Genomic DNA, 26,616 nt, shown 5'->3' with positions numbered 1-26,616 from the left:
TGAATTTAAGAGAATTTTAACGCCTCTTTTCGCAGATAAGCTAGGTTCCATTGCAGACAGATGCATGCAATACGTAACCCAAAACTCAGGAGACACAGCCATGAGAATTGTCGAAATCCGCGAAAAGACCATCCCGATCAGCTCACCGATCCGCAATGCCTATATCGACTTCAGCAAGATGACGCTGAGTCTCGTCGCCGTTGTAACCGATGTGATCCGTGATGGAAAACCGGTGGTCGGATACGGCTTCAATTCCAACGGCCGATACGGCCAAGGCAAGCTGATGCGCGAGCGTTTTATTCCGCGTCTGCTCGAAGCCGACCCCGCCACGCTCGTCGACGATGCAGGCGACAACATCGATCCGCACAAGATCTGGGCGACGATGTTCACCAACGAGAAGCCCGGCGGCCACGGTGAGCGCTCGGTCGCTATCGGGACTATCGACATGGCCGTGTGGGACGCCGTGGCGAAGATCGAAGGCAAGCCGCTGTTTCAGTTGCTGGCCGACCGCTATGGCAATGGTCAGCCGGATCGCAGGATCTTCGTGTACGCAGCAGGTGGTTATTACTATCCGGGCCAGGATCACGAAAAGCTCAAGGACGAGATGCGCAGCTATATCGACCGGGGATACACCGTCGTGAAGAAGAAGATCGGGGGGGCGTCGCTCGATGAAGACCTGCGCCGCATCGATTCGATCCTGAGCGTTCTCGGCGATGGCCAGAAGCTTGCAGTCGACGCGAACGGCAGGTTCGATCTCGACACCGCCATTCAATATGCGAAGGCGCTGTCGCAATACGACCTGTTCTGGTACGAGGAACCGGGCGATCCGCTCGACTACGAATTGCAGGCGACCCTGCGCAACTACTACGACAAGCCGATGGCAACCGGCGAAGACCTGTTCTCGATGCAGGACGCCCGCAACCTGATCCGCTATGGCGGCATGCGCGCCGACCGCGACTGGTTGCAGTTCGATTGCGCGCTGAGCTACGGCCTCGTCGAATACCTGCGTACGCTCGACATGCTGCGGGAACACGGCTGGTCACCAAAGCGCTGCATTCCGCACGGCGGGCATCAGATGTCGTTGAACATTGCGGCTGGCCTTGGGCTGGGTGGCAACGAATCCTATCCGGACCTGTTCCAGCCTTTCGGCGGCTTCCCAGACGGTGTCAAGGTCGAAAACGGTTATATCACCATGCCCGACTTGCCCGGCATCGGCTTTGAAGGAAAGGCAGATCTCTTTGCCGAGATGCGAAAGCTGTCCGCATAAGCCGTCAACCGGCAAAAGCGCCGACACAAAGCGTCGACGCAGCGTTCACAAAAAAACAAAAGAACGCACGCGAAATCCGGCCGTGCCCACCGCAGCGGTTAACTCCGCTGCGGGCGTTCGTCCAGATTTTATTAAAAGTGCCACGCATAGGAGACAGGCATGCTGGTTTCAAAGATTAGGAAATCTCTTTCCAAGCTCTACGTACAGGTTTTGATCGGCATTGTCGCGGGCGTCCTCGTCGGGCATTTCTACCCTGACATCGGCTCACAACTAAAACCGCTGGGAGACCTGTTCATCAAATTGATCAGGATGCTGCTTGCTCCGATCATTTTCGCATCCGTCGTCGTCGGTATTGCCCGCATGAATGACCTTCATGAGGCGGGTCGAGTGGGCGTGAAGGCGGTCCTGTATTTCGAAGTCGCATCAACGATTGCCCTTGCGGTCGGCATGGTGATCGTGAACGTCATCAGGCCGGGCAGTGGCATGAACATTGATCCCGCGCAAATCGACAGTTCGGCCATTGCCACCTACACCCACGCGGCGCAACAGCACGGGATGCTTGATTTCTTCATGAGCATAGTTCCCAACAGCATTGTCGGAGCGTTCGCGAATGGCGAGATTCTGCCAATCATCTTCTTTTCGCTTCTGCTCGCAATCTCTCTCGCCAAGCTTGGCCCCCGCACCGCGCCGTTCGTAGACATGCTCGACATGTTTCTTCAAGGCATGTTTGGCGTGGTTCGAATCGTCATGTATGTCGCACCTATCGGCGCCTTCGGCGGCATGGCATTCACAGTCGCCAAATATGGGATCGGCACGCTGGCATCGTTCGGCCAGTTGATGCTGTGCCTTTACCTGACCTCGATTTTCTTTGTAGTCGTGGTGCTTGGTCTCGTCATGCGGATGTGCGGACTGTCATTGTGGAAGTATCTCCGCTACATCAAGGACGAAATCTTCATTACGCTCGGCACGGCTTCGACTGAAGCGGTGCTCCCGCAGATGCTTATCAAAATGGAGAGGCTGGGGTGTTCACGATCCGTCGTCGGGATGGTATTGCCTACGGGCTATACCTTCAATGCCGATGGGACCGCGATCTACCTGACAATGGCCGCCTTGTTCATTGCGCAAGCGATGAATATCCATCTGACGATCTGGGACCAGTTGCTGCTACTCGGAGTGATGTTGCTGACGTCCAAGGGGTCTGCAGGTGTCGCCGGAGCGGGGTTCGTGGCGCTGGCTGCGACGCTGGCCACCATGCACAAAATCCCTGTGTCCGGACTGGTGCTTTTGCTGGGCGTTGACCGCTTCCTCAACGAGGCGCGCGCAGTCACCAACCTGATCGGCAACGGCGTGGCAACCATCGTCGTGGCCCGATGGGAGGGAGCGCTTGATATGAACAAGGCCCGCGCGATGCTCAACCGTACCGACACGAGCATCGATGCGTTGCAGTCTACCGACGAGGCGCCAACAGATCGCACGCCTCCGAAAGACGCCATTATTCGGCCCCACACTCGTTGAGTCGTCCAGCCCAACCGTATCCCGAGCACCCATCGCCGAAAAGCGGACAAACGTATCGCCCGCGGCGATCTACAATCCGCGGGGGGGTGGGCGACACTTGGCACAGGTTAGAGATAAAGCCCTATGCAGCAAGGATTTCAGCGACTTCCTTGTGCTCTTAAGTCACCGCTGGGAGCGGTGCTTGGTGGGCCGGGTGGGATTCGAACCCACTATCGGTCGATTATGAGTCGACAGCTTATACCAATTAAGCTTCCGGCCCTTTTGCAGGAAAACGCCCTGCCGCGAATGAAGGAAAGGCGCCGGGCGACGCTTCCGGCATGCATCGAATTCGATTCGACTGCACTCGCGAAGGTTTGCGAGTTTGCCTTGAAACGGCCTATAAAACAAGCGCGGCGGACCATCTCAGTCCGCCGCGCTTTAGTGCTTCAGTCACGACCAAACATCAGTTCCCTTCCAGGAACGACTTCAGCTTGTCTGAACGGCTCGGATGGCGAAGCTTGCGCAGAGCCTTCGCCTCGATCTGGCGAATCCGCTCACGCGTCACGTCAAACTGCTTGCCCACTTCCTCGAGCGTGTGATCCGTGCTCATCTCAATACCGAAGCGCATCCGCAACACCTTCGCCTCACGCGGTGTCAGCGAGTCGAGCACGTCCTTCACCACGTCGCGCATGCTGGCGTGCAGCGCGGCGTCGGCCGGAGCCACCGTGTTCGTGTCTTCGATAAAGTCGCCAAGATGTGAATCGTCGTCGTCACCGATAGGCGTTTCCATGGAGATCGGCTCCTTCGCGATCTTCATGATCTTGCGGATCTTGTCTTCCGGCATTTCCATCTTTTCAGCGAGCGTTGCCGGATCCGGCTCGAGGCCGGTTTCCTGCAGGATCTGCCGCGAAATACGGTTCATCTTGTTGATCGTTTCGATCATGTGAACCGGAATCCGGATGGTGCGTGCCTGGTCGGCAATCGATCGCGTGATGGCCTGGCGAATCCACCATGTGGCATACGTCGAAAACTTATAACCGCGACGATATTCGAACTTGTCCACCGCCTTCATCAAACCGATGTTGCCTTCCTGGATCAGATCCAGGAACTGCAAGCCACGGTTCGTGTACTTCTTGGCGATCGAAATCACGAGACGCAAGTTCGCTTCCGTCATTTCGCGCTTAGCCTGACGCGCCTTCAGTTCGCCGGCCGCCATCTGGCGGTTGGTTTCCTTCAGGTCTTTGAGCGGCAACACAACCCGCGCCTGCAAGTCGAGCAGACGCTGCTGCTGTTCGCGAATCGCAGGAATGTTCCGCGCCAGGACCACGCTGTAGCCGTGATTCTCGGCCACGACTTTCTCCGACCACTCGAGATCCGTTTCGCTGCCCGGGAAACGCGCGATGAATTCGGCACGCGGCATACCGCATTTATCAACAACGGTATGCAGAATCTGACGTTCAACCTGACGCACTTCGTCCACCTGCGCGCGCAACGTGTCACACAGACGCTCGACGGTCCGCGCGGTGAAGCGAATAGTCATCAGTTCGCTCTGAATGGCTTCCTGCGCCTTCAGATAGGCCTTCGACTTGTAGCCTTCCTTCTCGTACGCGCGGCGCATCTTGTCGAACCATTCGCTGATCAGCGAGAACTTCTCGAGCGACGCACGCTTGAGCGCTTCGAGCTGAGCGGCGTTGGCATTGGCCTGAGCGGTGGTTTCGTCGACTTCTTCCTCGTCCTCGCTCGCCTCTTCCTCTTCTTCCTCTTCGCTTTCGATAGCCTCCGCTTCCTGCTCGGAGAAACCGTCGGCGTCGGCAGCGTTCGGGTCGATCAGGCCATCGACCAGTTCGTCCACGCGGGTTTCTTCGTTCTGCACACGCTCGGCCATCGCAAGAATGTCCGCGATGGTCGTCGGGCAGGCGGAAATGGCCATGACCATGTGCTTGAGGCCGTCTTCGATCCGCTTCGCGATCTCGATTTCGCCTTCGCGCGTCAGCAGTTCGACCGTGCCCATTTCACGCATGTACATGCGGACCGGATCGGTCGTGCGGCCGAATTCGGAATCGACAGTGGAAAGCGCGACTTCGGCTTCCTCTTCGACTTCATCGTCCGACGAAGCTGCCGGTGCGTTGTCGTTGAGCAGCAGCGTTTCAGCGTCCGGCGCTTGCTCGTAGACCGCCACGCCCATGTCGTTGAACGTGCTGATGATCCCTTCGATAGCTTCCGTTTCCGTGAAGTTGTCGGGCAGGTGGTCGTTGATTTCAGCGTAGGTAAGGAAACCGCGTTCCTTGCCGAGCTTGATCAGCGCGCGCAGCTTCGCGCGCCGCTCTTCAAGCTCTTCAACCGTACCGGGCGCGGTCGAGGCGAACGCGTCTTTCAACAGCGCTTTTTCCTTCGCGCGGCGGTCGCGTGCCTTGACCTTCTCGACCTTGGCCGGGGGAGCGGCTACGGCATCCGCAGCGGTGGCCGCGGCCGGGTCGGCCTGCACGTTTTGCGTTGCGTCGTCATCGACGGGTACTTCGTTCAGCTTTTTCGTCATGGAGTTCGCCGTACCGGCATTAGTCTCGACTCGCGGCTGCTGGACGACAGCCGATGGAACCGTGGATACAGAATATGCGCGCGCTGCCTTGTCCTGCGAACCCTGGGCAGTGCGCCGCCCCGAGTCCTGCGCCGGCCCCCGCTTCACGACGCGTACGCGAGCCAGCTTCGACCCCTGCTTCGTGTTGCGTTTCCGGCCCGCATTAGCAGCCGCTTCCGTTGCACTCGCTTGCTTGCCGGCCGAAATTCCGGCCTTGCCAATCCTGCCAGTCTCGCCCGCCATCAGGCCGACCTGAACCTTCGACTGACCCGGGGTCTTCTTGCCTGCCGGCCTCACGACTTTCGCCGTCCTGGCAGACCCCGCACTCACTGCCGAAGCAACCGAGTTTTTTTTCTTCGCACCCGATGGCGGAGAGGGAACGGCGATCGCCCTGGTTTTGGATACTCCGGGGGAAGGAACTGACCGGCTGTGGGCCACCGCCCGTTTCGGCTCATTCGAGCCGCGTACCGTCGCTTTCTTCCCGCTAGTAGTCTTAACCATGCGTGCCTCACCTCTCTCGCAAATGAGCACAAATGTCAAAAAAACAACTTGCTGAAAACCTTTAATTGTAGCATGCGTGTCTTAAATGTCCCGGCTCACCCCACGCAAGGCCTTAATTTGAGCAGCTTTAGCCGATAAATCCGAAAATTCGGCAATTTCTTCCGCAGTCAAGCTCGATTGCTGCGCCAGTTGATCCAGCCGATTCCTATAGCTGTCGTGACGCAGCTTGACAACCGTGGCATGCAACTCTTCCGCGAGCAGCTTTTTCTGCTCCTGCACGCGTTCGTTGGCGCTTTCGTCCGCTGGATCGCGCATCAACAGATCCCGTACATTTTCATCATAGGCGAGAATTTCCTGGAAGATATCCTCGTAAGTCGGGGCATTTGCGGCGTTGCGCAAGAGATCCGACAACATCTGGAATTCCGCCGTCTCGCCCAGTTCCCGCGCGTGCCCGATCACCTCGCTGAACAACTCGCCATGCTCGGTCATGGTCACGAGCGTCTGCTCGCTTTCGTGGTCGAGCGTTGCGTAAATGGCCGGATACATCACGAGATTGCGCAACGCGCGCTGCTCGTGGCCTTTTACGCGACGACGCTCGCTCTTCGGCAACGCGGCGCGTGCGACGGCCGCCGCACGCGAATCGATGTCACACAATGCCGCGATTTCACCAAACGGTGTATTCAGCCGATCGGCCAGCATGTGCAGGATCTGCACGCGCAGCGCGTTGGCCGGCAACGCCTGGAGCAACGGCTTGGCGTCGAAGAGCGCCTTGGCCCGGCCTTCCGGCTGGTCCAGTTCCTTGTCGTTCAGGACTTCGTTCAGCAGGAATTGCGACAGCGGCATCGCGTGATCGACCTGCTCGCCGAAACCGTCCGTGCCGAATTCACGCACGTAGCTGTCTGGATCATGTTCCTTTGGCAAGAACAGGAAGCGGATCGTGCGGTTGTCGGCGGCGTGCGGCAGGCACGCGTCCAGCGCACGGCGCGCAGCGCGGCGGCCGGCAGAATCGCCATCGAAACTGAATACGACGGTATCCGTCTGACGAAACAGCTTTTGAACGTGGATCGGCGTGCAAGCCGTGCCGAGCGTGGCGACCGCGTTCGCAAAACCCAGTTGCGCCAGCGCGACAACGTCCATGTAGCCTTCGACGACCAGCGCATACCCAAGTTCACGAATGGCCAGCCGGGCTTCGAAGAGTCCATATAACTCGCTGCCCTTGCTGAACAACGGCGTTTCCGGCGAATTCAGGTACTTCGGTTCCCCGCCGTCGAGCACGCGCCCGCCAAAGCCGATCACGTTGCCCTTCACGTTGCGGATGGGGAACATGACCCGTTCGCGAAAGCGGTCGTATCGACGGGATTGGCCCTGGTTGTCGCTTTTCTCGCTGACGATCACAAGCCCTGCTTCCACCAGGTTGTCGTTCTTGTAATCGGGGAACGCCGCTTCCAGACTCTGCCAGCCGTCCGGCGCATAACCGAGCCCGAAGCGCAACGCGATTTCACCTGTGAGCCCGCGTTTTTTCAGGTATTCGATAGCGTTAGGCGCCCCGCGCAATTGCTTGCGATAGAACTCGCAAGCGGCCTGCATCACTTCGGTCAACGCGGCGCTGACGGCCTTGCTCGGTGCGGGCGCGTAACCCTCGCCGCCCGATCCACCGCCGCCGCGCATGGACGGTTCCTGCGGCACAGTCAAGCCGCACGACTGGGCGAGTTCCTTGACTGCTTCCGGGAATGTGAGCCCGGTGTGCTCCATGAGGAAACTGATCGCCGTGCCGTGCGCGCCGCAGCCGAAGCAGTGATAGAACTGCTTTGTCGGGCTGACCGTGAACGACGGGCTCTTCTCGTTATGGAACGGGCACAAGCCCATGAAGTTCGCGCCGCCCTTCTTCAACTGGACGAACCGGCCCACCACGTCGACGATATCGACGCGGTTCAGCAAGTCCTGAAGAAACGAATGCGGAATCACTAAATTGAGTTTTCTTGTCTGGCTTTTACAAGGGAGCTTATTTGGCGAGCGCGGCTTTTACCAGGCCCGACACTGCCGTCATGTCCGCCCGGCCCGCCAGCTTCGGTTTCAGCACGCCCATCACCTTGCCCATGTCCTGCGGCCCGGCGGCGCCGGTTGCCGCCACCGCCGCCTGGATCTCGGCGTTGATGGCTTCATCCGACAATTGCTCGGGCATGTAGGCCGCCAGCACGCCCAGCTCGGCCTGTTCCTTCGCCACGAGATCGTCGCGTCCCGCCGTCTGGAACTGGCTGATCGAATCCTTGCGCTGCTTGATCATTTTGTCGATGACCGCCGTGATGGCCGCGTCGTCCAGCGTCACACGCTCGTCGACTTCGCGCTGCTTGATCGCCGCGAGCAGCAGCCGGATGGTGCCGAGGCGCTCGGTTTCACGTGCGCGCATCGCGGTTTTCATGTCGTCGGTGATCTGGTCTTTGAGGCTCATCGCTTGGGAACTCTGCTGGTGCTGTGTTGAGAGAATGCGAACATCTGGCCGTTCAAGGCGCTAAAGCAAAAACCCGCTTGGGACGTTTCCTCAAGCGGGATCATGAACAGGGGTGATTCGGGACCTTTTGAAGCCGGCAGGCACGATGCCAAGTGCTTGCTCGCGGCAGGGATCGACCTCTTTTTTGCATGGATCACCGCCCGGTTGTCACTCATTTGCGCTTGCGCCGATTGCCGCTACGAACGAAACAGTATAGCAGGTCGAAAACAGGATTTCCCAGGGGAAAGCGCGCACCGCGGATACCGGCTGTTATCGGTGAAAGCCATACTGGTCATGCCTTTGCAGTTCTAGGTGCGGGCCAGTTCAGCCGCTGCTTTGCCCGCCGCGACGCCCGATGCCCACGCCCACTGGAAGTTGTATCCACCGAGCCAGCCGGTGACATCGACTGCTTCGCCGATGAAATACAAACCCGCGACGCGCGAGCTCATCATGGTCGTGGATGAAAGCTCGCGGGTGTCCACGCCGCCGCGCGTGACCTCGGCCTTCCGGTACCCTTCCGTGCCGTTCGGCGTTAGCGTCCAGCGCGACAACGATTCGCCGATCTGGCGCAGGGTTTTATCGGGGAGATCGGCTAACCTTGCGTCCGCGGGGACGCGCTGCACGTCGAGCCAGGTTTGCGCGAGGCGGACAGGCACACGTTCGGCGAGAAACGTGCCGACTTGTTTGCGGGTTTCCCGCTTGGCCGCCACCAGCTCGCTGGTGGCATCGACGCCGGGCAACAAGTCAATGCAAATTGGCTCCGATGGATTCCAGTAGCTGGAAATCTGCAGCACACCCGGACCCGACAAACCGCGATGCGTCAGCAACAAATCCTCAGCGAACTCCCCCCGGCCGCGACCCGCGCCCGCGCTGAGTTCCACTGGCACGGATAACCCGGACAACGCCGCGAACGGCTCCCAGTCGACCGGAGCGAAGGTCAACGGTACCAGGGCGGGACGGGTATCGATGAGCTTGTGGCCGAATTGCTTGGCCAGCCGATACGCAAAATCCGTCGCGCCGATTTTCGGGATCGACAAGCCGCCCGTTGCTACGACGAGCGCGGCGCTCGAGATCGTACCGGCGGTGCTGTCGAGGAAAAAACGGGTTCCGTCGTGGCGGACCGTGTCGACGGTGACTGGCCGTCGCCAGGTCACGTCGCCCGCGTCGCATTCGCTTTTCAGGAGCTGGATGATCGACTCGCTGGAGTCATCGCAGAAAAGCTGGCCTTTGTGTTTCTCGTGCCACGCGACGCGATGACGCTTGAGCAGCGCGAGAAAATCCTGCGGCGTATAGCGAGCGAGCGCGGAACGGCAAAAGTGCGGATTCGCCGACAAAAAGTTCGCCGGTCCAGCATTGATGTTCGTGAAGTTGCAGCGGCCGCCGCCCGAGATGCGGATTTTTTCCGCGAGCCGTTCCGCGTGGTCGATCAGCACCACGCGCCGGCCGTTTTGCGCGGCCACGGCGGCGCACATCATGCCGGCCGCGCCCGCGCCGATGACTGCGATATCGTAGGTTTCCATGGCGCGCATTGTAACGGGTGGCTTGCTCGCGTTCCGGGGTTAGGCGGGTTCGGCTGGCAGCCAACGTGAGTCTCGCGTTGCGGCTTCCGGGCGCAGCGGTCCGTCCTTGGCCCACATTGGCCGCTGCCAAACCGCCCAAGAACAACGCCTCTGGGCGAACGAACCCGAACCCGCCCACTGTTATACTTATCCGTTACTCTAAACACCTCCGCCCCATGCTTGTTCTAGGCATCGAAAGCTCCTGCGACGAAACCGGCCTTGCACTCTACGACACCGAGCGCGGCCTGCTTTCGCACGCACTGCATTCGCAAATCGCGATGCATCGGGAATACGGCGGCGTAGTGCCGGAACTGGCCTCCCGCGACCATATCCGCCGGGCGCTGCCGCTGCTCGAACAAGTGATGGCGGAAGCCGGGACAGCGCCAACGGACATCGACGCTATCGCTTTCACCCAAGGCCCTGGCCTCGCCGGTGCACTGCTGGTGGGCGCAAGCATTGCGAACGCGCTTGCCATGGCGTGGGATCTGCCGACCGTCGGGATTCATCATCTGGAAGGGCATCTGCTGTCGCCGCTACTGGTGAGCGAGCCTCCGCCGTTTCCGTTCGTCGCGTTGCTGGTGTCGGGCGGCCATACGCAATTGATGCGTGTCACAGACGTGGGCGAGTACGAAACGCTCGGCGAGACGCTGGACGACGCCGCCGGCGAAGCCTTCGATAAAACCGCAAAACTCCTCGGTCTCGGCTATCCGGGCGGCCCGGAAGTCTCGCGGCTCGCCGAATTCGGTACGCCCGGCGCAGTTAAACTGCCGCGCCCGATGCTGCATTCCGGCGACCTGGATTTCAGTTTCAGCGGGTTAAAAACCGCGGTACTCACTCACAGCCGCAAGCTGGGCACGAACGTCTGCGAGCAATCGAAAGCAGATCTGGCGCGTGGTTTTGTGGATGCAGCAGTCGATGTCCTGACTACAAAGTCCATCGCAGCGTTGAAGCAAACGGGACTGAAGCGGCTGGTCGTGGCGGGTGGCGTGGGAGCGAACCGGCAGTTGCGTGAGGCACTGTCCGCCGCCGCGAAAAAGCGCCACTTCGAAGTGCATTACCCCGATTTATCGCTATGTACCGATAACGGCGCAATGATCGCGCTCGCGGGTGCTTTGAGGCTGGCGCGCTGGCCCGATCAGGCCGTGCGGGACTACGCGTTCACGGTGAAACCACGCTGGGATCTGACTTCCCTGGCGGCCGCGTAAGTTTCCAAAGCGGCGCGTTCTTCAGACTACCAAGGCTTACGAAACCCGCTTGTCATGCTCGATCACGGCGTAGGCGCTGTGATTGTGGATCGACTCGAAATTCTCGGCTTCCAGCACATACGACACAATCCGTTCGTCCGCATTCAGGCGCGTGGCCACATCGCGGACCAGGTCTTCAACGAATTTCGGGTTCTCGTAAGCACGCTCGGTCACGAACTTCTCGTCGGGCCGCTTCAGCAAGCCCCACAACTCGCACGACGCCTCTTCTTCTGCAATCCGGATCAAATCTTCAATCGCGACATCACCCTTGAACTCGGCGGCGATCGTCACATGCGATCGCTGGTTGTGCGCGCCGTACTGCGAGATCTGCTTCGAGCACGGGCATAAACTCGTCACCGGCACGAGCACTTTCAGCGAGATCCGCGTCTCGCCGCCACATTCGCCGCCACGCATTTCGCCAGTCAGCGTGACCTCGTAATCCATCAGGCTCTGCACGCCCGACACCGGTGCTGTCTTCATGACGAAGTACGGAAACGACACCTCGATACGCCCGGAATGCGCTTCAAGCTTTGCCAGCATCGCGACGAGCATGGTGCGAAAAGCGGCCTGATCGAGCGGCGCGCGATGCTCGTCGAGTAACGCGACGAACCGCGACATGTGCGTGCCTTTTTGATCGGCGGGAAGATGAACGTCGAGATTCCAGAGACCGACACCCGGCTGCAATTCGCCGCTGGAGGTCCGGATGGTAAGCGGATATCGGACCGCTTTTACGCCCACGCGCTGGATCGAGATCTGCCGGACGTCGAGCGAACTCTGAACGTCGGGCATCGCAAAGGCGGGATTCATCTGATTCATTCTTTTTCCTTGCCCGTCGCGCGAATTTTGCCGCGCACGGATGAGACCCGGCGGGCGTCCCCGACGCCCGCCTTCACCACACGTCCTTCGATCAGGCGACGCGTTTTGTCAGCTTGCCCGCATCGCTTTCGACAGCATTATTGAGAAAGCGCTCGCGAATCGACTTGGCGATACCCTCGCCATCCAGCCCGCACGATGCAAGCAGCTTGACCGGGTCCCCGTGATCGATGAACAGGTCAGGCAAGCCGAGTTGCAGCACAGGCTTGATGACCGCGCTCGCCAACAGGCTTTCCACGCACGCCGAGCCCGCACCGCCCATGATCGCGCCTTCTTCCACGGTCACGAGCGCGTCGTGGGTGGCGGCGAGTTCACGCAGCAGATCGGCATCGACCGGTTTCACGAAGCGCATGTTCGCGACGGTGGCGTCGATTTCCTCGGCCGCCGCCAGCGCGGGGGCAACCATCGTGCCGAACGCAAGGATCGCGATGCGCTTGCCTGAACCCGCTTTCTGCGACGATTCGCGCCGGATCTCGCCCTTGCCGAGCGGAATCGCCGTCATCTTCTTGACGATTTTCACGCCCGTGCCCGCACCGCGCGGATAACGCACGGCGGACGGATTCGGCTGCTGCAAAGCCGTGTAAAGCATCTGACGGCACTCATCTTCGTCTGAAGCCGCCATCACCGTCATATTCGGGATGCAGCGCAGGAACGCGAGATCGTAATTACCAGCGTGCGTCGCGCCATCCGCGCCAACCAGACCGGCGCGGTCGATGGCGAATACCACCGGCAGGTTCTGCAACGCGACGTCGTGAATCAGCTGGTCGTAGGCGCGCTGCAAGAACGTGGAATAAATTGCGACAACCGGACGCATGCCGTCGGCGGCGAGACCGCCCGCGAACGTCACGGCGTGTTGTTCCGCAATGCCCACGTCGAAATAGCGGTCCGGGAAACGCTTTTCAAACTCCACCATGCCCGAGCCCTCACGCATGGCCGGCGTGATGCCGACCACCCGAGAATCCTGCTCGGCAGCGTCGCACAGCCATTCGCCGAATACTTGCGTGTAGGTCTTCTTCGATGGCGCCGTCGACGGCTTGATGCCTTCCGCCGGATTGAACTTGCCGGGGCCGTGATAGAGGACCGGATCGGCTTCGGCGAGCTTGTAACCCTGCCCCTTCTTCGTCACCACATGCAGGAACTGCGGGCCACGCAATTCCTTGATGTTCTGCAGCGTCGGGATCAGCGATTCGAGATCGTGACCATCGATCGGTCCGATGTAGTTAAAACCGAATTCCTCGAACAGCGTGGCCGGCACGATCATGCCCTTCGCATGCTCCTCGAGCTTGCGAGCGAGATCGAGCATGGGAGGAGCCACGCGCAGCACCCGTTCGACGCCGGCACGCGCCGCCGCATAGAAACGCCCCGACATCAACCGCGCGAGATGGCGATTCAGCGCGCCGACCGGCGGCGAGATCGACATGTCGTTGTCGTTCAGGATCACGAGCAATGGCACGTCGTCGGCCACGCCCGCGTTGTTCATGGCTTCGAAGGCCATGCCGGCGGTCATCGCGCCGTCGCCGATCACGGCGATCGAATAACGGTTGTCACCCTGCAATTTGCTGGCGATCGCCATGCCGAGCGCCGCCGAAATGGAGGTGCTGGAATGCGCGGTGCCGAAGGTGTCGTATTTCGATTCGCTACGGCGCGGGAAGCCGGAAATGCCGCCTGCCTGGCGCAGCGTCTTCATCTGATCGCGGCGACCCGTTAGGATCTTGTGCGGATAAGTCTGATGACCGACGTCCCACACGATGCGGTCGTGCGGGGTATCGAAGACGTAATGGAGCGCGATCGTCAGTTCGACCGTCCCGAGATTCGACGACAAATGCCCGCCCGTCTGCGACACGCTGTCGAGCACATAGGCACGCAGCTCTTCGGCCAGCGGTTTTAGTTGGTGGCGGTCCAGGGCGCGCAAGGCGGCCGGATCGTCGATGGTTTTCAGCAAGTCGTACATCGTCGTCCCATTTTAGGAAAACTGGCGGAAGCCGTTCGGTTTTTGCCCGGTGTTGCTTAACGCAGCATGCATAAGGCACGCCCGCCGGTCCCGCGTTTTATCGTATGTTTCAGTGCACCCGGTTTACAACCAGGTCGGCTAATTCCCCGAGCCGACCGGCCCGCGGGCCAAAAGGCGCGAGCGCGGCGTGCGCGTCGCGGCCCAGTTGCGCCGCCAGTTCGCGCGATGCATCGAGTCCGATGATCGACACGTAGGTCGGCTTGTCGTCCTTCGCGTCCTTGCCAGCCGTTTTGCCCAGCGTGGCCGAGTCGGCTGTGACGTCGAGAATGTCGTCCACTACCTGGAACGCGAGACCGACAGCCGCAGCGTAGGCGTCCAGCGCGCTCATGGCGGCCGCATCCGGCGCTTCGCCACAGAGTGCACCCATTCGCACGGACGCGCGCAGCAACGCGCCGGTTTTCTTGCGGTGCATGGTTTCCAGTTCCGGGCGAGAGAGCTTACGGCCCACGCTCTCCAGATCGATCGCCTGGCCGCCCGCCATGCCGACCGAACCGCTTGCCAACGCCAGTTCGCGCGTGAGCGCCGCCTGCTGCGCCACGCTCAAACCGTTGTCCACCGTCAGCGCAACGAAAGCCTGGGACTGCAATGCGTCACCGACTAATAATGCCGTCGCTTCGTCATATTGCACGTGTACCGTTGGTTTTCCGCGACGCAAGGCGTCGTCGTCCATGGCCGGCATGTCGTCATGCACCAGCGAATACACGTGAATCATCTCGAGCGCCGCGCTCGCCGCCTCGAGCTGTTGCGAGCCCGCGCCGGTCAGCTCACCGGCCGCGTGACACAACAGCGGGCGAACCCGCTTGCCGCCGCCGAGCACCGCGTAGCGCATGGCTTCGTGCAGTTTGGCGGGCGCGACGTCCGTACCCGGCAAATAATGCTCCAGCGCCGTTTCCACGCGGTCGAGACTCGCGCGCATCCATTGATCGAAAGTCATAAGTCATCCCCGTTATCTGCCGCGGTTCCTGTGCCCTGAGTGGCACGCTGGACCTCGGCGGGCAGCGGTTTTAGTGTGTCGCCGTCGAGCACGCGAACCTGCTGCTCGACCTTCTCTAGTTGTTGCTGGCAAAAGCCAACGAGCGCCGCGCCGCGCCGGTACGCCGCGAGCGATTCTTCAAGGCTCAGCGCGCCGCCCTCCATGCGCGCCACGAGCCCCTCCAGTTCGGCCAGCGCCGCCTCGTAATTCTCCGGGAGCGGTGCGTTTTCCGCGCTTGCCAAGCCTTCCTGCGTTGCGGTCTTCGCCATGAATCGTGGGTGTAATGTCAGATTTTGGGAAACAAGTCGGACATTCTACGGCAAAAGCTGCTTTTCCTACCTCAACCGTGCTCTCACCCATGCCTGTGGCCTGTCTCGGGGCGTTACAGCCTATCTCTGAAAAGTCCGGAAAACGGCGTCGCCGCGCGGAACTCTTCACCCGGAATTGACCCAAATCAAGGCCTTAAGTGCCCCGATGAGAGGGTTTTCGGTATAATCGCGGGCTCCCTAAATCGAATTTTCGATGGTTGGGTTGTTCACTGCTTTCACGTCTTCACGGGAGTGGGAATGTCCAATCTGAGCAATGCATTGCAACTGAACGCCATTCACAGTCAGTTGCCAGTCACGGCTTACTTTGACGAAGCGCTTCTCAAGCGCGAAATCGACACGCTGTTCAAACGCGGTCCACGCTATATCGGGCACGAACTCATGGTGCCCGAGGCGGGAAGTTATTTTGCTTTGCCCGGCGAAGGCGAAGGGCGTCTACTCGTTCGTAACCGGCAGGACGAAATCGAGCTGCTCTCGAACGTGTGCCGTCATCGTCAGGCCATCATGCTCAACGGCCGCGGCACGGCGGACAACATCGTGTGTCCGCTGCACCGCTGGACCTATGACCTCGACGGCCAGTTGCTCGGCGCGCCGCATTTCGCCGACAAACCCTGCCTCAACCTCGGCAAATCGCCTTTGCAGAATTGGCAGGGGCTGCTGTTCGAGGCGAGCGGCCGCGACGTTGCCGCGGATCTGGCCCGGCTTGGCCCGGCGCAACATTTCGACTTTTCGGGCTTCATGTTCGATCACGTCGAAGTGCACGAGTGCAATTACAACTGGAAGAGCTTCGTCGAGGTGTATCTCGAGGATTACCACGTCGCGCCTTTCCACCCGGGTCTGGGCAGTTTTGTTTCCTGCGACGACCTGACCTGGGAATTCGGCGACTGGTATAGCGTTCAGACGGTTGGCGTGCACAAGAATCTGGAAAAACCAGGTAGCCCGACGTACCGCAAGTGGCACGACGAAGTGCTGCGGTTCCGTGACGGCAAACCGCCCGAGTTCGGCGCAATCTGGATGGTGTATTACCCGGGCATCATGATCGAGTGGTATCCGCATGTGCTCGTGGTGTCGTGGCTGATTCCGCAGGGTCCGCAGAAGACGACGAATATCGTCGAGTTCTATTACCCGGAGGAAATCGCGCTGTTCGAGCGTGAATTCATCGAGGCGGAACGGGCGGCGTACATGGAAACGGCGCGCGAGGACGACGAGATCGCTGAGCGCATGGACGCCGGAAGGCGCGCGCTGATGAATCGCGGCGAGTCGCAAGTTGGCCCGTATCAGAGCCCGATGGAATCAGGCATGCAGCACTTTCATGAATTCTTGCGGCGGCAATTGGGCGAGATTTGAGGGTTTTACGCCTGGATAACGGAAGTAGATGAAAAATGCCCATCCGAAACGATGGGCATTTTTTTGGTCCGCGTTTAGATCAATGCAGCCTGCAAGGGTGCGTGATGCTCGTGGACTTTGAGGATGCGGAACTCGGTTCGTAGGGTGCCGGTGGAGACGGTCTGGATTTGCTGAAGGTCCACTACTAGCACGTCGCCTTTTCCGAAGCGCTCCCCTGCGTTGACTTCCTTCAGGAAATCGCTGTCATCCATGGAGCAAAAGAGGGCTGACTGGCCATCATGTACGCGCCACTTGTTCTGATCTTTAAAGGTTACTGACTCGATCAGCAGCATTTTTCGTGCGGTGGAATCGGAGACCACGTCCTCTTGTTCCTCAAAGAAGGCAAACGCCTCCAGCTCCATCTTGTCGATATCCAGATCGATATCGTTCCCCCGAACCACGCCGAAGCTTGTAATGCCCTCAAGTTCGAGCGGAGACAGCGCCTTTTGCAAGAAAACGCGCACTGCTCTCGTTTTATAAAGCCGAAAAACAGGCTTGATTACCTCGATCACTTCGGTTTCGGTCATCCAGACACTGCAGGATTGGCGGCTGTCTTCAACATGCTCAGGCCGACTACCGCCAGGATGGCCGAAGCATTGGACACGGCGGTCGCGGTCGAACTGGCAAACATGTCACGCAACTGAACGAGCAGTACCTGCGTGAAGATCAATTCGATCTGGAAGGAACCTGACTTGAAGTTGCCTTTGACCTCGACGCGTACTTCCGCCGAGTTGCCGTTCAGTTCCGTATTGGCTGCGGAAAACAAATCGGCAATCGCGACCAGCGCGGGCGCAAGGTCGCGGATATTCATCCGGTGCTCGTCAAGCGCCGGGCCGTCGTAGACGACGTGGAATTGTTCGCAGTTGCTCATTGAGCCGGAGTTTATAACGGTCGCGCCGGCGGGACTGGGTGATTTTGTCGCCATTCGCAATCCTTGGTTTTCGACTAGTTGCGCAATGCGCGGTGACTCGCTGGACTTGTGCCAAGCCTGAAGGAAAGCGAATAGAGCACATGGATTTCCCGCCCCGGAAAAGTTGGGCGGCGACTCATACTGGCGACGAGGGACGGTCGCAGATACGCGAAATGTCCTAATTCAGGGACGATTTTTTGAATTACCCCAATGCGTATCAGACGATAAATGACATCAGGAGCAAGCCTTCCCGCTCGATCGGCAACGACAAAGATCGCCGATACGCTCAATCCTTCCGTCTTTTTTGTTTAGACTTGAATCTCAACTACTGCAACGCGCCGTCCATCGGCAAACCAAGCCGCGCGTTCGCTCCGGGAGCTGTCATGCCGCACACGCACTACACCACGCTTATCTCCGCGACCAATCTCGTCGAACGGCTCGCCGCCGCGCCCGGCAGCGTGCTTATCGTCGATTGCCGTTTCGATCTCGCCGCGCCCGAAGCCGGGCAAGCCGCTTATGCATCGGGACATATTCCGGGCGCGCATTATCTGCATCTCGACCGCGATTTGTCGGGCGCCAAGACCGGCAAGAACGGTCGTCATCCGTTGCCGGAACGTGCGACGCTGGTCGCCGCGCTCAAGCGCCTGGGCATGAACGAAGGCCAGCAAGTTGTTGCTTACGATGCCCAGGGCGGCATCTATGCGGCACGGCTGTGGTGGCTGCTGCGATGGCTCGGACACGATTCCGTCGCACTGCTCGACGGCGGCCTGCAGGCATGGCAAGCGGCCGGCCAGCCCCTCGATACAGCAACACCGCCCGAATCCGAGGGCACGTTCAAGGCCGGCGCACCGCTGGCCGTCACGGTTGATGTCGACGCCGTCGTGCGCAATCTGACGACGCGCGAGCGTGTGCTGATCGATGCCCGCGCGGCGGACCGGTATCGTGGAGAGAACGAGACGCTCGATCCGGTCGGCGGCCACATTCCGGGCGCGCTGAACCGCTTTTTCAAGGACAACCTGAACGCCGATGGCCGCTTCAAGACCGCGCATGAATTGCGCGAGACGTTCGGCGCGTTGCTCGGGTCAACGTCGCCGGATCGGGTGGTGCTGCAATGCGGCTCGGGCGTGACGGCCTGCCACAACGCACTGGCGATGGAAATCGCCGGGCTGCATGGAGCCGCGCTTTATGGCGGATCGTGGAGCGAATGGTGCTCGGACGCATCGCGACCGGTGGCAACGGGCGCGGCGGCTTGAGCGTTTGGCTGGCCTGGCGGAGAAATACGCTTGAATGACGTAATGCAAATGGGCGGCTACTACCAAAGACCGAAGCCGCCCATGGCGAGTGCATTACGCGACGCCTCAATTCACTTCACGCCGTGCTCCCTGAACCACGCCAGCGTGCGCTTCCAGCCATCTTCCGCATCGGCCTTCCGGTAACTCGGCCGATAATCCGCGAAAAACGCATGCGGCGCGTCGTCGTAGACCACGATTTGCGAGCCGCGCGCGACCGCTGGACCCGTCGCAATCGCCTGCTTCATCTGCTCGAGTGAGTCCTGCGGAATGCTTTGATCGAGCTTGCCGAACAGTCCAAGCACCGGCGCCTTCAGATTGGCCGCGAGATCAAGCGGATTCGCCGGGTTGTTAGCCGTCTTGGCCCCCACCACGCGCCCGTACCACACCACTGCGGCTTTGAGGTGAGGATTGCGCTCGGTGTATAGCCACGTGATCCGTCCACCCCAGCAAAACCCTGTAATCCCCAGCCGACGCAAATCGCCGCCATGCTCGCCCGCCCACGCGACGGTCGAGTCGATATCGGAAAGCACCTGGTCGTCGGGCACTTTGGAGACGATCTGGTCGTTCAATTGCTGCATCGACGGGAATTTCGAGGCATCGCCTTCGCGCACATACAGATCCGGCGCAACGGCCAGATAACCGAGTTTGGCGAAGCGCCGGCAGACATCGGCGATATGTTCGTGCACGCCGAAAATCTCGTGAATCACAATGATCACCGGCAAGTTCGTCTTGCCTTTAGGCTGCGCACGATACGCAGGCACGAGCGTGCCGTCGGCGGCCTTGAAACCGACCGGGCCGGCTTCGAGACCTTCGCTATCGGTGATGATGGTTTGCGCGGACACCGGCATCACACAGGCGGCAAAACCGCTGCCGACCGCCGCCTTGATGAACGTGCGCCGGTTAAACGGGACATGCGGAACGAGGCTATCGATTTCAGGCGTAAGCATGCAAAGCTCCAGCGGCATGGGCCGCGAAGGACCACCGGCGCACGGTGTTGGCGAACCAGACGATCCAATACGGATAAGCCGCGCCCGACCGGCTGACAAGCGCCAAGCAGCGGAAAGCGCGGCAACGGCTACACGATGACGGCATTGAAGCGCTTACTGCGCTCCAATGCCGACCGCCCATTCTAAACAGCTTTAATGCAGCTTGACGCGTGGCGCGGTGGAGCGCCGCAGCCAGTGCGCGACTGTGTCGAGCGTCATGCGTGCCCAGCCGTGCAGCGCCGCGATGTGCATGCGGTACAGCGACTGGTACATGAAGCGCGCAAACAGCCCTTCGATCAGCATATTGCCGCCGATCAACCCGCCCATCAGGCTGCCGACCGCGCTGAAGTGCCCGAGCGACACGAGCGATCCGAAATCGCGATACGTATAGTCGGGCAACGGTTTGTCTTCAAGCCGCCGTTCAAGCGAATTCAGCAGGAAACTTGCCTGCTGATGCGCGGCTTGCGCGCGCGGCGGCACATTGCGCCCTTCTTTCTCGCCGCCCGGCCACGCGCACGCAGCGCAATCGCCGAGGGCGAAGATGTTGTCGTCGATTTCGGTCTGCAGTGTGCGACGCACGATCAGTTGGCCGAGCCGGTTGGTGGTGAGCCCATCGAGTTTGGACAGCACGGCAGGCGCGCGGATGCCTGCCGCCCACACCGTCAAATCCGCCGCAACGGTCTTGCCGCTCGACGTGCGGATCGAACCGCGCGACACTTCGGCCACCGTCTCGCTGGTCATCAGCTTGACGCCGAGCTTGCCCAGCAACTCGGCGGTCGCGGTAGACACGCGCTCTGGCAATGCCGGCAGAATCCGCGGCCCCGCTTCGATCAGCACAATGCCGATATCGTGTTTCGGATCCAGTTTGTGCAGCCCGTAAGCGTGCAGCACTTGCGCCGTATTGCGCAATTCCGCCGATAACTCCACGCCAGTCGCCCCGCCGCCGACGATGGCGACCTGAATTCGCGGCTGCCTTTGACCAGCGGCATCGACATCGGCGCTCGGCGCACCCGGTTCCGGCGCACGGTATTCAGCGCGAATACACGCCGCGATCAGCCGTTTGCGGAACAGTTCGGCTTGAGCGACGGTATCGAGGGCGAGCGAATTTTCTTGCGCCCCTTGAACGCCGAAAAAAGCCGTCGTGCTGCCGATTGCAACGATCAGCGTGTCGTATTCCAGATCGCGTTGCGGCATCAACTCGCCGGCTTCGTCGTCGAGAAGAGGACCGAGCGTTACCCGTTTTGCAGTCCGGTCGATGCCCAGCAAATCACCCTGCTGGAACTCGAAACCATGCCAGCGCGCCTGCGCCGCATACGGCAATTCCTGCGAGAACGGGTCCAGGCTGCCGGCTGCGACTTCATGCAGCAAAGGCTTCCAGATATGCGTGGAATTCCGGTCGACGAGCGTGACCTGCGCGCGCGGCGCGCGCTTGCCGCCGGCGTTGCCGAACTTGTCTCCGAGCCGCGTGGCCAGTTCAAGCCCCCCCGCGCCGCCGCCGACGATGATGAAGCGATGCATTAAAACTCCCTATGACATCATTAAAACTCGCTGGGCAGGCCGCTCATCGCGCTCAGTGCGCCCTCAGTGTGCTTCTTCCCAGTTATTACCCACGCCCACTTCCGCCACCAGCGGAACCTTCAGCTTCGCGACGCCGCACATCAGTTCGGGCAAGCGCTTGCGGACTTCCGGCAACTCGGCTTCGGGCACTTCGAGCACAAGTTCGTCGTGGACCTGCATGATCATCTTGGCCTCTATCTTCGAGGCTTCCAGCCAGTCCTGCACAGCGATCATCGAAAGCTTGATCAGGTCGGCCGCGGTGCCTTGCATCGGCGCGTTGATCGCGGCGCGTTCAGCGCCTTGCCGGCGCGGTCCGCTGCCGCCGTTGATCTCGGGCAGCCACAGGCGCCGCCCGAACACCGTCTCGACAAATCCGTCGCGCTTCGCTTTCGAGCGGGTTTCGTCCATATAGTTGGCGACCCCCGGATAACGCTGGAAATACCGGTCGATATAAAGCTTAGCCGCGTCGCGCGAAATGCCGATATTCGATGCCAGCCCAAACGCGCTCATGCCGTAGATCAACCCAAAGTTGATGACCTTCGCGATACGCCGCTGGTCGCTCGATACCTCGATCGGCGTAACGCCGAAAATCTCCGAGGCGGTCGCCCGATGCACGTCCTCGCCCTCGGCAAACGAGCGCATGAGCGATGAGTCGCCGGAAATATGCGCCATGATCCGCAACTCGATCTGCGAGTAATCCGCCGAAACAATCTTGCTGCCCGGCGGCGCGATGAACGCCTCGCGAATCCGCCGGCCTTCAGCGGTCCGCACGGGGATGTTCTGCAAGTTCGGCTCATTCGACGACAAGCGTCCCGTCACCGCCACGGCCTGTGCATAGTTCGTATGCACGCGGCCGGTTTTCGCATTGACCATGCGCGGCAGCTTGTCCGTATAAGTCGACTTCAGCTTCGACAACCCGCGATGTTCCAGCAGGATCTTCGGCAGCGGATAGTCTTCAGCCAGCTTCTGCAGCACTTCTTCGTCGGTGGAAGGCGCGCCGCTCGGGGTCTTCTTGACCACCGGCAATTGCAGCTTCTCGAAGAAAATCTGGCCAATCTGCTTCGGCGAACCGAGATTGAATTCGCCGCCCGCGAGCAGGTACGCCTCGGCTTCGAGCTGAATCAAGCGCGTCGCAATCTGACCGCTTTGCACCCGCAGCAACTCGCCGTCGATCAGCACGCCATTGCGCTCCATCTTGCGCAGCACGCGTGAAGTCGGCATTTCAATGTCGCGATACACACTGAGCAATTGTGCTTCATCGGCGAGTTGGGGATACAGCGCCTGATGCAGCCGCAAGGTGATGTCCGCGTCTTCCGCGGCGTAGGGCGCGGCCTGGTCCAGCGCGACTTCGTCGAAGCCGATCTGCGATGCACCCTTGCCGGCCACCTCTTCATATTTGATGGTTTTCGCGCCCAAATGTCGCAGCGCAAGGTTGTCCATGTCGTGCGGCCGGTGCGATTCCAGCACATACGATTGCAACAACGTGTCGTGCTGGACACCATTCATTTCGATGCCGTAGTTCGCCAGCACTTGCTCGTCGTATTTCAGATGCTGGCCGACCTTCTTCTTCGACGGATCTTCCAGCCACGATTTAAGCTTTTGCAGGACTTCGTCGCGCGGGAGTTGCACAGGCGCGTCCGGTCCGCGATGCGCGACCGGAATATAAGCGGCATGACCCGGCTCGACCGACACCGACAACCCGACCAGTTGCGCGACCATAGGGTCGAGCGAGGTGGTTTCAGTATCGAAGGAAGTCAGCTCGGCGGCATTGATGCGCGCAAGCCATTCGTCGAATTGCTCCCACGTCTGCACGGTGTCGTAATGCCGTTCGATCTCGGTGGCCGGTGCGGGCGGCGTGTCAACCGGACCCTCCACCGCGTCCGCAATTTCCACTTCGCGCAGCCAGGTCTTGAAACCGTGGCGTGTGAACAGGTCGCGCAATTCGTCGCGCGCCTCGGGACGTGCCGGTAACGTTTCGTCGATCGACGCGATCTGCGCCGTCAGGTCGCATTCCGTATGTACGGTAACGAGCTTTTTCGCCATGGGGAGGAAGGGCAAAGCCTTGCGCAGATTGTCTCCCACCGCACCTTTTATTTCGTCGGCATGTGCCACGATGCCATCGAGGGTTTCGTATTGCGCGAGCCACTTCAATGCCGTCTTCGGCCCGCACTTTTCGACACCCGGTACGTTATCGACCGTATCGCCGATGAGCGAGAGATAGTCGACGATCCGCTCCGGCGGCACGCCGAACTTATTCAGCACCCCGGCGCGATCGAGCGTCTCGTTGGTCATCGTATTGATGAGGGTGACATGATCCGTCACAAGCTGCGCCAGATCCTTGTCCCCGGTCGACACGACCACCTTCATGCCGCGCTTTTCGGCGGCCACCGCAAGCGTCCCGATCACGTCGTCGGCCTCCACGCCGTCGATCATCACGAGCGGCCAGCCGAGCGCGCGCACGGTCACGTGGATGGGTTCTATCTGTTTCGAGAGGTCGTCGGGCATGGACGGCCGGTTGGCCTTGTAATCCGCGTACCAGTCGTCACGAAATGTCTTGCCTTTGGCATCAAATACGCACGCGCTATACTCTGCATTGATGTCCTTTCGCAGACGCCGCAGCATGTTGATCATTCCGTACAGCGCGCCCGTTGGACCGCCGTCAGGGCCGCGCAAATCCGGCATGGCGTGGTAGGCCCGATAGAGATAGCTGGATCCGTCGACCAATAGCAGGGTCTTACCTTCAAGATTAAGTTCTTCAGGCATTATGAACAAAAGAAAAGTGATTCCGAGTCTGCGATCGCTCGCAGATCAAGAGCGCGCGACGGCCAAGAAGGCCCGCGCATCGTGGCAGATGTTCACGATTATGGCAGAGTTTATCGAGGCGACCGAGTACCTGTCGGAGATCCGCCCTGCTATCAGCATCTATGGTTCGGCGCGCCTGAAACCGGAGTCGCCGTATTACCAGCTCACCATAGAAATCGCGCAAAAATTCTCTGACGCGGGTTTCGCTGTCATCTCCGGCGGTGGCCCCGGCATCATGGAAGCGGCCAACAAGGGCGCGCATGCGGGCAAATCGCCGTCGGTGGGGCTGAACATTGAATTGCCGCATGAGCAATCGGGCAATCAGTGGCAGGACATCTCGCTGCGCTTCCGGCACTTCTTCACGCGCAAAGTCACGTTCGTGAAGAACTCGGATGCCGTGGTCGTGATGCCGGGCGGCTTTGGTACGCTGGATGAAATGGCTGAAGTGCTGACGCTGATCCAGACCAAGAAGTCGCGGCATGTGCCCATTGTGCTGGTCGGCGCCGAATTCTGGGAAGGCCTGCTCTCGTGGTTCCGCAACACGCTGGTTCCGACCGGCGTGATCAGCGAGAAGGATCTCGGCCTGATGCAGGTTATCGACGACCCGGACCAGGTGCTGGAAGCGGTGCTGCAGTTCTACGAAGACCGCGAGACAGCCGAAGAACAACCGGCCGAAGGCAAGTCGGACGAAGACCGGATGTTTTATCTGTGATGGTTTGATGGCGTGATCGCTTGATGAGCGGCTCCTTTCGGAGCCGCTTTCTGCGTTATTGGAATGCCACTTCCGCAAAACCTCGTAACTTCCGGCTATGCAGTTTCGATAGCCCGTTCATGCGCAGCAACTCCATCGCCTTCACGCCGATCTGCAAGTGCTGATCCACTTGCGCGCGATAAAACTGGTCCGCCATGCCGGGCAATTTCAATTCGCCGTGCAGAGGTTTATCGGAGACACAGAGCAGGGTTCCATAGGGCACACGGAAGCGGAATCCATTGGCGGCAATAGTGGCGCTTTCCATATCGAGCGCAATGGCCCGGCTTTGCGACAAACGCTGCACCGGCTCGCGATGATCGCGTAACTCCCAGTTACGGTTATCCACGCTCGCCACGGTCCCCGTGCGCATCACGTGCTTCAGATCCACGCCTTCGAGTTTCGTCACTTGCGCGACGGCTTTTTCAAGCGCTACCTGAACTTCGGCCAATGCGGGAATAGGAATCCATAGCGGCAGGTCGGCGTCGAGCACATGGTCTTCGCGCACATAACCGTGCGCCAGAACATAGTCGCCAAGACGTTGCGTATTCCTCAATCCCGCGCAATGCCCGAGCATGATCCACGCATGCGGCCGAAGTACTGCTATATGGTCCGTGATGGTCTTTGCATTCGACGGACCCACGCCGATATTCACCATCGTGATGCCGCTGCCATCGGCACGTTTCAAATGATAGGCGGGCATTTGTGGCAGGCGCGCAGGGGCGACGCCCTGTTGTTCCTCTTGCGAATCGCCAAGATTCTCGTTGCCCGTAATCACGTCGCCGGGTTCCACGAACGACATGTATTCGCTTCTATACGCCCGCGTTTCTTCATCGTCCGCGCGCGACATGATCCGGCGTCCGAGCTTCACGAACTCATCGATATAAAACTGGTAGTTCGTATAAAGCACGTAGTTCTGGAAATGCGTGGGCGAAGTCGCGGTGTAATGCTTCAGCCGATGCAAAGAAAAGTCCACCCGCGCCGCCGTGAACAACGCAAGCGGATGCGGTTCGCCCGGACCCGGTTCGTAGGTGCCGTTCACAATGCGGTCGTCGAGCAGCGCGAGATCGGGCATATCGAAGATATTGCGCATGGCAAGCAGCCGGTCCCGATCCAGGTCGCCTTCCAGGTGAATGCCCTCTGCAAACGCAAAGTGAATGGGCACCGGTTGCGCCGACACACCCACTTCAATCCCTACGTGGTGATTCTTGGTAAGAAGCCGCAATTGCTCGCGATAATAATGGCCGAATAAATCCGGCCGCGTCAGGGTGGTTTCGAAAATGCCCGGCCCCGCGACAAAACCATATGAGCGGCGTGAGTCGATTTGCGTATTCAACTCGGTACGCACGCGCACAAACGGATAACACGCCCGCACGCGATGTGAAAAAGGTTCGCTCTTCCTATAACGCGCAAAGGCATCGCGCAGGAAAGAGGTGTTGGCTTCGTAGATTGCCGATACCCGCGCGACCGCGGCCACGGGGTCGTCAAAAGACTCCGTCGGGAAGTTGTTGGCAGGCGTGGAATGGCTGGCTTGAGTCCGGTCGTTTGTCATGATCTTCTGCGCTCTTGTGATGGAATGTAGGCCCGACTAACGATGAATCCAATAGCATCCACATACACGGCT

At 60.0% G+C, this 26,616-nt stretch carries 20 protein-coding genes and 1 tRNA gene; 6 read left to right on the top strand and 15 right to left on the bottom strand.

Annotated elements, in window-relative coordinates:
- Window positions 1-100: 100 nt before the first annotated feature.
- A complete protein-coding gene (locus M0D69_RS04035; RefSeq protein WP_301780782.1) occupies window positions 101-1,267 on the top strand; it encodes a mandelate racemase/muconate lactonizing enzyme family protein in 1,167 nt (388 codons plus the stop codon).
- Window positions 1,268-1,426: 159 nt separating this feature from the next.
- Window positions 1,427-2,782, top strand: a complete 1,356-nt coding sequence (gene dctA / locus M0D69_RS04030; protein ID WP_301780781.1) for a C4-dicarboxylate transporter DctA — start codon at window positions 1,427-1,429, stop codon at window positions 2,780-2,782.
- Window positions 2,783-2,964: 182 nt separating this feature from the next.
- Here dctA and M0D69_RS04025 read toward each other — a convergent pair.
- The 5 genes from M0D69_RS04025 to M0D69_RS04005 all read right to left on the bottom strand — a co-directional run bounded on the left by M0D69_RS04025 (window position 2,965) and on the right by M0D69_RS04005 (window position 9,845).
- Window positions 2,965-3,041 (bottom strand) — tRNA-Ile (locus tag M0D69_RS04025).
- A gap of 183 nt (window positions 3,042-3,224) precedes the next feature.
- A complete protein-coding gene (gene rpoD, locus M0D69_RS04020) occupies window positions 3,225-5,579 on the bottom strand; it encodes an RNA polymerase sigma factor RpoD (protein WP_301780859.1) in 2,355 nt (784 codons plus the stop codon).
- Window positions 5,580-5,918: 339 nt separating this feature from the next.
- Window positions 5,919-7,802, bottom strand: a complete 1,884-nt coding sequence (gene dnaG / locus M0D69_RS04015) for a DNA primase (RefSeq protein ID WP_301780780.1) — start codon at window positions 7,800-7,802, stop codon at window positions 5,919-5,921.
- A 37-nt stretch (window positions 7,803-7,839) separates the two neighbouring features.
- Window positions 7,840-8,286 carry a GatB/YqeY domain-containing protein gene (locus M0D69_RS04010; RefSeq protein ID WP_047847531.1) on the bottom strand — a complete coding sequence of 149 codons (447 nt, stop codon included), beginning with the start codon at window positions 8,284-8,286 and terminating at the stop codon, window positions 7,840-7,842.
- 347 nt (window positions 8,287-8,633) lie between these two features.
- Entirely contained in the window at window positions 8,634-9,845 is a 1,212-nt protein-coding gene (locus M0D69_RS04005; protein WP_301780779.1) for an NAD(P)/FAD-dependent oxidoreductase, read from the bottom strand.
- A gap of 215 nt (window positions 9,846-10,060) precedes the next feature.
- Here M0D69_RS04005 and tsaD point away from each other — a divergent pair, with 215 nt between their 5' ends.
- Complete coding sequence (tsaD, locus tag M0D69_RS04000; protein ID WP_301780778.1) at window positions 10,061-11,089, top strand: tRNA (adenosine(37)-N6)-threonylcarbamoyltransferase complex transferase subunit TsaD; 1,029 nt, start codon at window positions 10,061-10,063, stop codon at window positions 11,087-11,089.
- 36 nt (window positions 11,090-11,125) lie between these two features.
- Here tsaD and folE2 read toward each other — a convergent pair whose 3' ends face one another.
- The 4 genes from folE2 to M0D69_RS03980 form a co-directional block, all read right to left on the bottom strand.
- The gene (folE2, locus tag M0D69_RS03995) at window positions 11,126-11,944 is read right to left on the bottom strand and encodes a GTP cyclohydrolase FolE2 (protein WP_301780777.1); all 819 of its coding nucleotides are present in this window, start codon (window positions 11,942-11,944) and stop codon (window positions 11,126-11,128) included.
- Window positions 11,945-12,035: 91 nt separating this feature from the next.
- The gene (dxs, locus tag M0D69_RS03990; RefSeq protein ID WP_301780776.1) at window positions 12,036-13,952 is read right to left on the bottom strand and encodes a 1-deoxy-D-xylulose-5-phosphate synthase; all 1,917 of its coding nucleotides are present in this window, start codon (window positions 13,950-13,952) and stop codon (window positions 12,036-12,038) included.
- Between the two features lie 109 nt (window positions 13,953-14,061).
- Complete coding sequence (locus tag M0D69_RS03985; RefSeq protein ID WP_301780775.1) at window positions 14,062-14,946, bottom strand: polyprenyl synthetase family protein; 885 nt, start codon at window positions 14,944-14,946, stop codon at window positions 14,062-14,064.
- On the bottom strand, window positions 14,943-15,254 hold the full coding sequence (locus tag M0D69_RS03980) for an exodeoxyribonuclease VII small subunit (protein ID WP_301780774.1): 312 nt from the start codon (window positions 15,252-15,254) through the stop codon (window positions 14,943-14,945). The genes M0D69_RS03985 and M0D69_RS03980 overlap by 4 nt, the downstream gene beginning before the upstream one ends.
- A 297-nt stretch (window positions 15,255-15,551) precedes the next feature.
- Here M0D69_RS03980 and M0D69_RS03975 point away from each other — a divergent pair, with 297 nt between their 5' ends.
- The gene (locus M0D69_RS03975; protein WP_301780773.1) at window positions 15,552-16,658 is read left to right on the top strand and encodes an aromatic ring-hydroxylating dioxygenase subunit alpha; all 1,107 of its coding nucleotides are present in this window, start codon (window positions 15,552-15,554) and stop codon (window positions 16,656-16,658) included.
- 74 nt (window positions 16,659-16,732) lie between these two features.
- Here M0D69_RS03975 and M0D69_RS03970 read toward each other — a convergent pair whose 3' ends face one another.
- Window positions 16,733-17,224, bottom strand: a complete 492-nt coding sequence (locus tag M0D69_RS03970) for a hypothetical protein (RefSeq protein ID WP_301780772.1) — start codon at window positions 17,222-17,224, stop codon at window positions 16,733-16,735.
- Window positions 17,221-17,622, bottom strand: coding sequence for a hypothetical protein (locus M0D69_RS03965; RefSeq protein ID WP_301780771.1), 402 nt, complete (start codon window positions 17,620-17,622; stop codon window positions 17,221-17,223). The genes M0D69_RS03970 and M0D69_RS03965 overlap by 4 nt, the downstream gene beginning before the upstream one ends.
- Before the next feature lie 368 nt (window positions 17,623-17,990).
- Between M0D69_RS03965 and M0D69_RS03960 the strand changes: the two genes are divergently transcribed.
- On the top strand, window positions 17,991-18,860 hold the full coding sequence (locus tag M0D69_RS03960) for a sulfurtransferase (RefSeq protein WP_301780770.1): 870 nt from the start codon (window positions 17,991-17,993) through the stop codon (window positions 18,858-18,860).
- A gap of 110 nt (window positions 18,861-18,970) precedes the next feature.
- On the opposite strand, the gene M0D69_RS03955 is transcribed toward M0D69_RS03960, so the two are convergent.
- The 3 genes from M0D69_RS03955 to polA form a co-directional block, all read right to left on the bottom strand.
- Window positions 18,971-19,846, bottom strand: a complete 876-nt coding sequence (locus M0D69_RS03955) for a dienelactone hydrolase family protein (protein ID WP_301780769.1) — start codon at window positions 19,844-19,846, stop codon at window positions 18,971-18,973.
- A gap of 192 nt (window positions 19,847-20,038) precedes the next feature.
- On the bottom strand, window positions 20,039-21,403 hold the full coding sequence (locus M0D69_RS03950) for an NAD(P)/FAD-dependent oxidoreductase (RefSeq protein ID WP_301780768.1): 1,365 nt from the start codon (window positions 21,401-21,403) through the stop codon (window positions 20,039-20,041).
- Between the two features lie 63 nt (window positions 21,404-21,466).
- Complete coding sequence (gene polA / locus M0D69_RS03945) at window positions 21,467-24,205, bottom strand: DNA polymerase I (protein WP_301780767.1); 2,739 nt, start codon at window positions 24,203-24,205, stop codon at window positions 21,467-21,469.
- Between the two features lies 1 nt (window position 24,206).
- On the opposite strand from polA, the gene M0D69_RS03940 reads away from it, so the two are divergent.
- A complete protein-coding gene (locus M0D69_RS03940) occupies window positions 24,207-24,956 on the top strand; it encodes a TIGR00730 family Rossman fold protein (RefSeq protein ID WP_047847519.1) in 750 nt (249 codons plus the stop codon).
- Window positions 24,957-25,011: 55 nt separating this feature from the next.
- Here the strand turns inward: M0D69_RS03940 and M0D69_RS03935 are convergent, their stop codons facing one another.
- On the bottom strand, window positions 25,012-26,544 hold the full coding sequence (locus M0D69_RS03935) for an AMP nucleosidase (protein WP_301780766.1): 1,533 nt from the start codon (window positions 26,542-26,544) through the stop codon (window positions 25,012-25,014).
- Window positions 26,545-26,616: the final 72 nt, after the last annotated feature.

The sequence above is a fragment of the Caballeronia sp. SEWSISQ10-4 2 genome, from assembly GCF_030464885.1.
Classification (GTDB): Bacteria; Pseudomonadota; Gammaproteobacteria; order Burkholderiales; family Burkholderiaceae; genus Caballeronia.
Note: the sequence above shows the minus strand (reverse complement) of the source record. Positions and strands in the feature narration are given on the sequence as shown.

Coding starts and splice junctions, on each gene's coding strand:
- rpoD (WP_301780859.1), bottom strand. CDS start 5,579: ATGGCGGGCGAGACTGGCAGGATTGGCAAGGCCGGAATTTCGGCCGGC.
- M0D69_RS04010 (WP_047847531.1), bottom strand. CDS start 8,286: ATGAGCCTCAAAGACCAGATCACCGACGACATGAAAACCGCGATGCGC.
- M0D69_RS04035 (WP_301780782.1), top strand. CDS start 101: ATGAGAATTGTCGAAATCCGCGAAAAGACCATCCCGATCAGCTCACCG.
- dctA (WP_301780781.1), top strand. CDS start 1,427: ATGCTGGTTTCAAAGATTAGGAAATCTCTTTCCAAGCTCTACGTACAG.
- M0D69_RS03940 (WP_047847519.1), top strand. CDS start 24,207: ATGAACAAAAGAAAAGTGATTCCGAGTCTGCGATCGCTCGCAGATCAA.
- M0D69_RS03960 (WP_301780770.1), top strand. CDS start 17,991: ATGCCGCACACGCACTACACCACGCTTATCTCCGCGACCAATCTCGTC.
- folE2 (WP_301780777.1), bottom strand. CDS start 11,944: ATGAATCAGATGAATCCCGCCTTTGCGATGCCCGACGTTCAGAGTTCG.
- M0D69_RS03985 (WP_301780775.1), bottom strand. CDS start 14,946: ATGACTTTCGATCAATGGATGCGCGCGAGTCTCGACCGCGTGGAAACG.
- tsaD (WP_301780778.1), top strand. CDS start 10,061: ATGCTTGTTCTAGGCATCGAAAGCTCCTGCGACGAAACCGGCCTTGCA.
- dxs (WP_301780776.1), bottom strand. CDS start 13,952: ATGTACGACTTGCTGAAAACCATCGACGATCCGGCCGCCTTGCGCGCC.
- M0D69_RS03950 (WP_301780768.1), bottom strand. CDS start 21,403: ATGCATCGCTTCATCATCGTCGGCGGCGGCGCGGGGGGGCTTGAACTG.
- M0D69_RS03955 (WP_301780769.1), bottom strand. CDS start 19,846: ATGCTTACGCCTGAAATCGATAGCCTCGTTCCGCATGTCCCGTTTAAC.
- M0D69_RS04005 (WP_301780779.1), bottom strand. CDS start 9,845: ATGGAAACCTACGATATCGCAGTCATCGGCGCGGGCGCGGCCGGCATG.
- M0D69_RS03935 (WP_301780766.1), bottom strand. CDS start 26,544: ATGACAAACGACCGGACTCAAGCCAGCCATTCCACGCCTGCCAACAAC.
- M0D69_RS03965 (WP_301780771.1), bottom strand. CDS start 17,622: ATGGCGACAAAATCACCCAGTCCCGCCGGCGCGACCGTTATAAACTCC.
- M0D69_RS03970 (WP_301780772.1), bottom strand. CDS start 17,224: ATGACCGAAACCGAAGTGATCGAGGTAATCAAGCCTGTTTTTCGGCTT.
- M0D69_RS03980 (WP_301780774.1), bottom strand. CDS start 15,254: ATGGCGAAGACCGCAACGCAGGAAGGCTTGGCAAGCGCGGAAAACGCA.
- polA (WP_301780767.1), bottom strand. CDS start 24,205: ATGCCTGAAGAACTTAATCTTGAAGGTAAGACCCTGCTATTGGTCGAC.
- M0D69_RS03975 (WP_301780773.1), top strand. CDS start 15,552: ATGTCCAATCTGAGCAATGCATTGCAACTGAACGCCATTCACAGTCAG.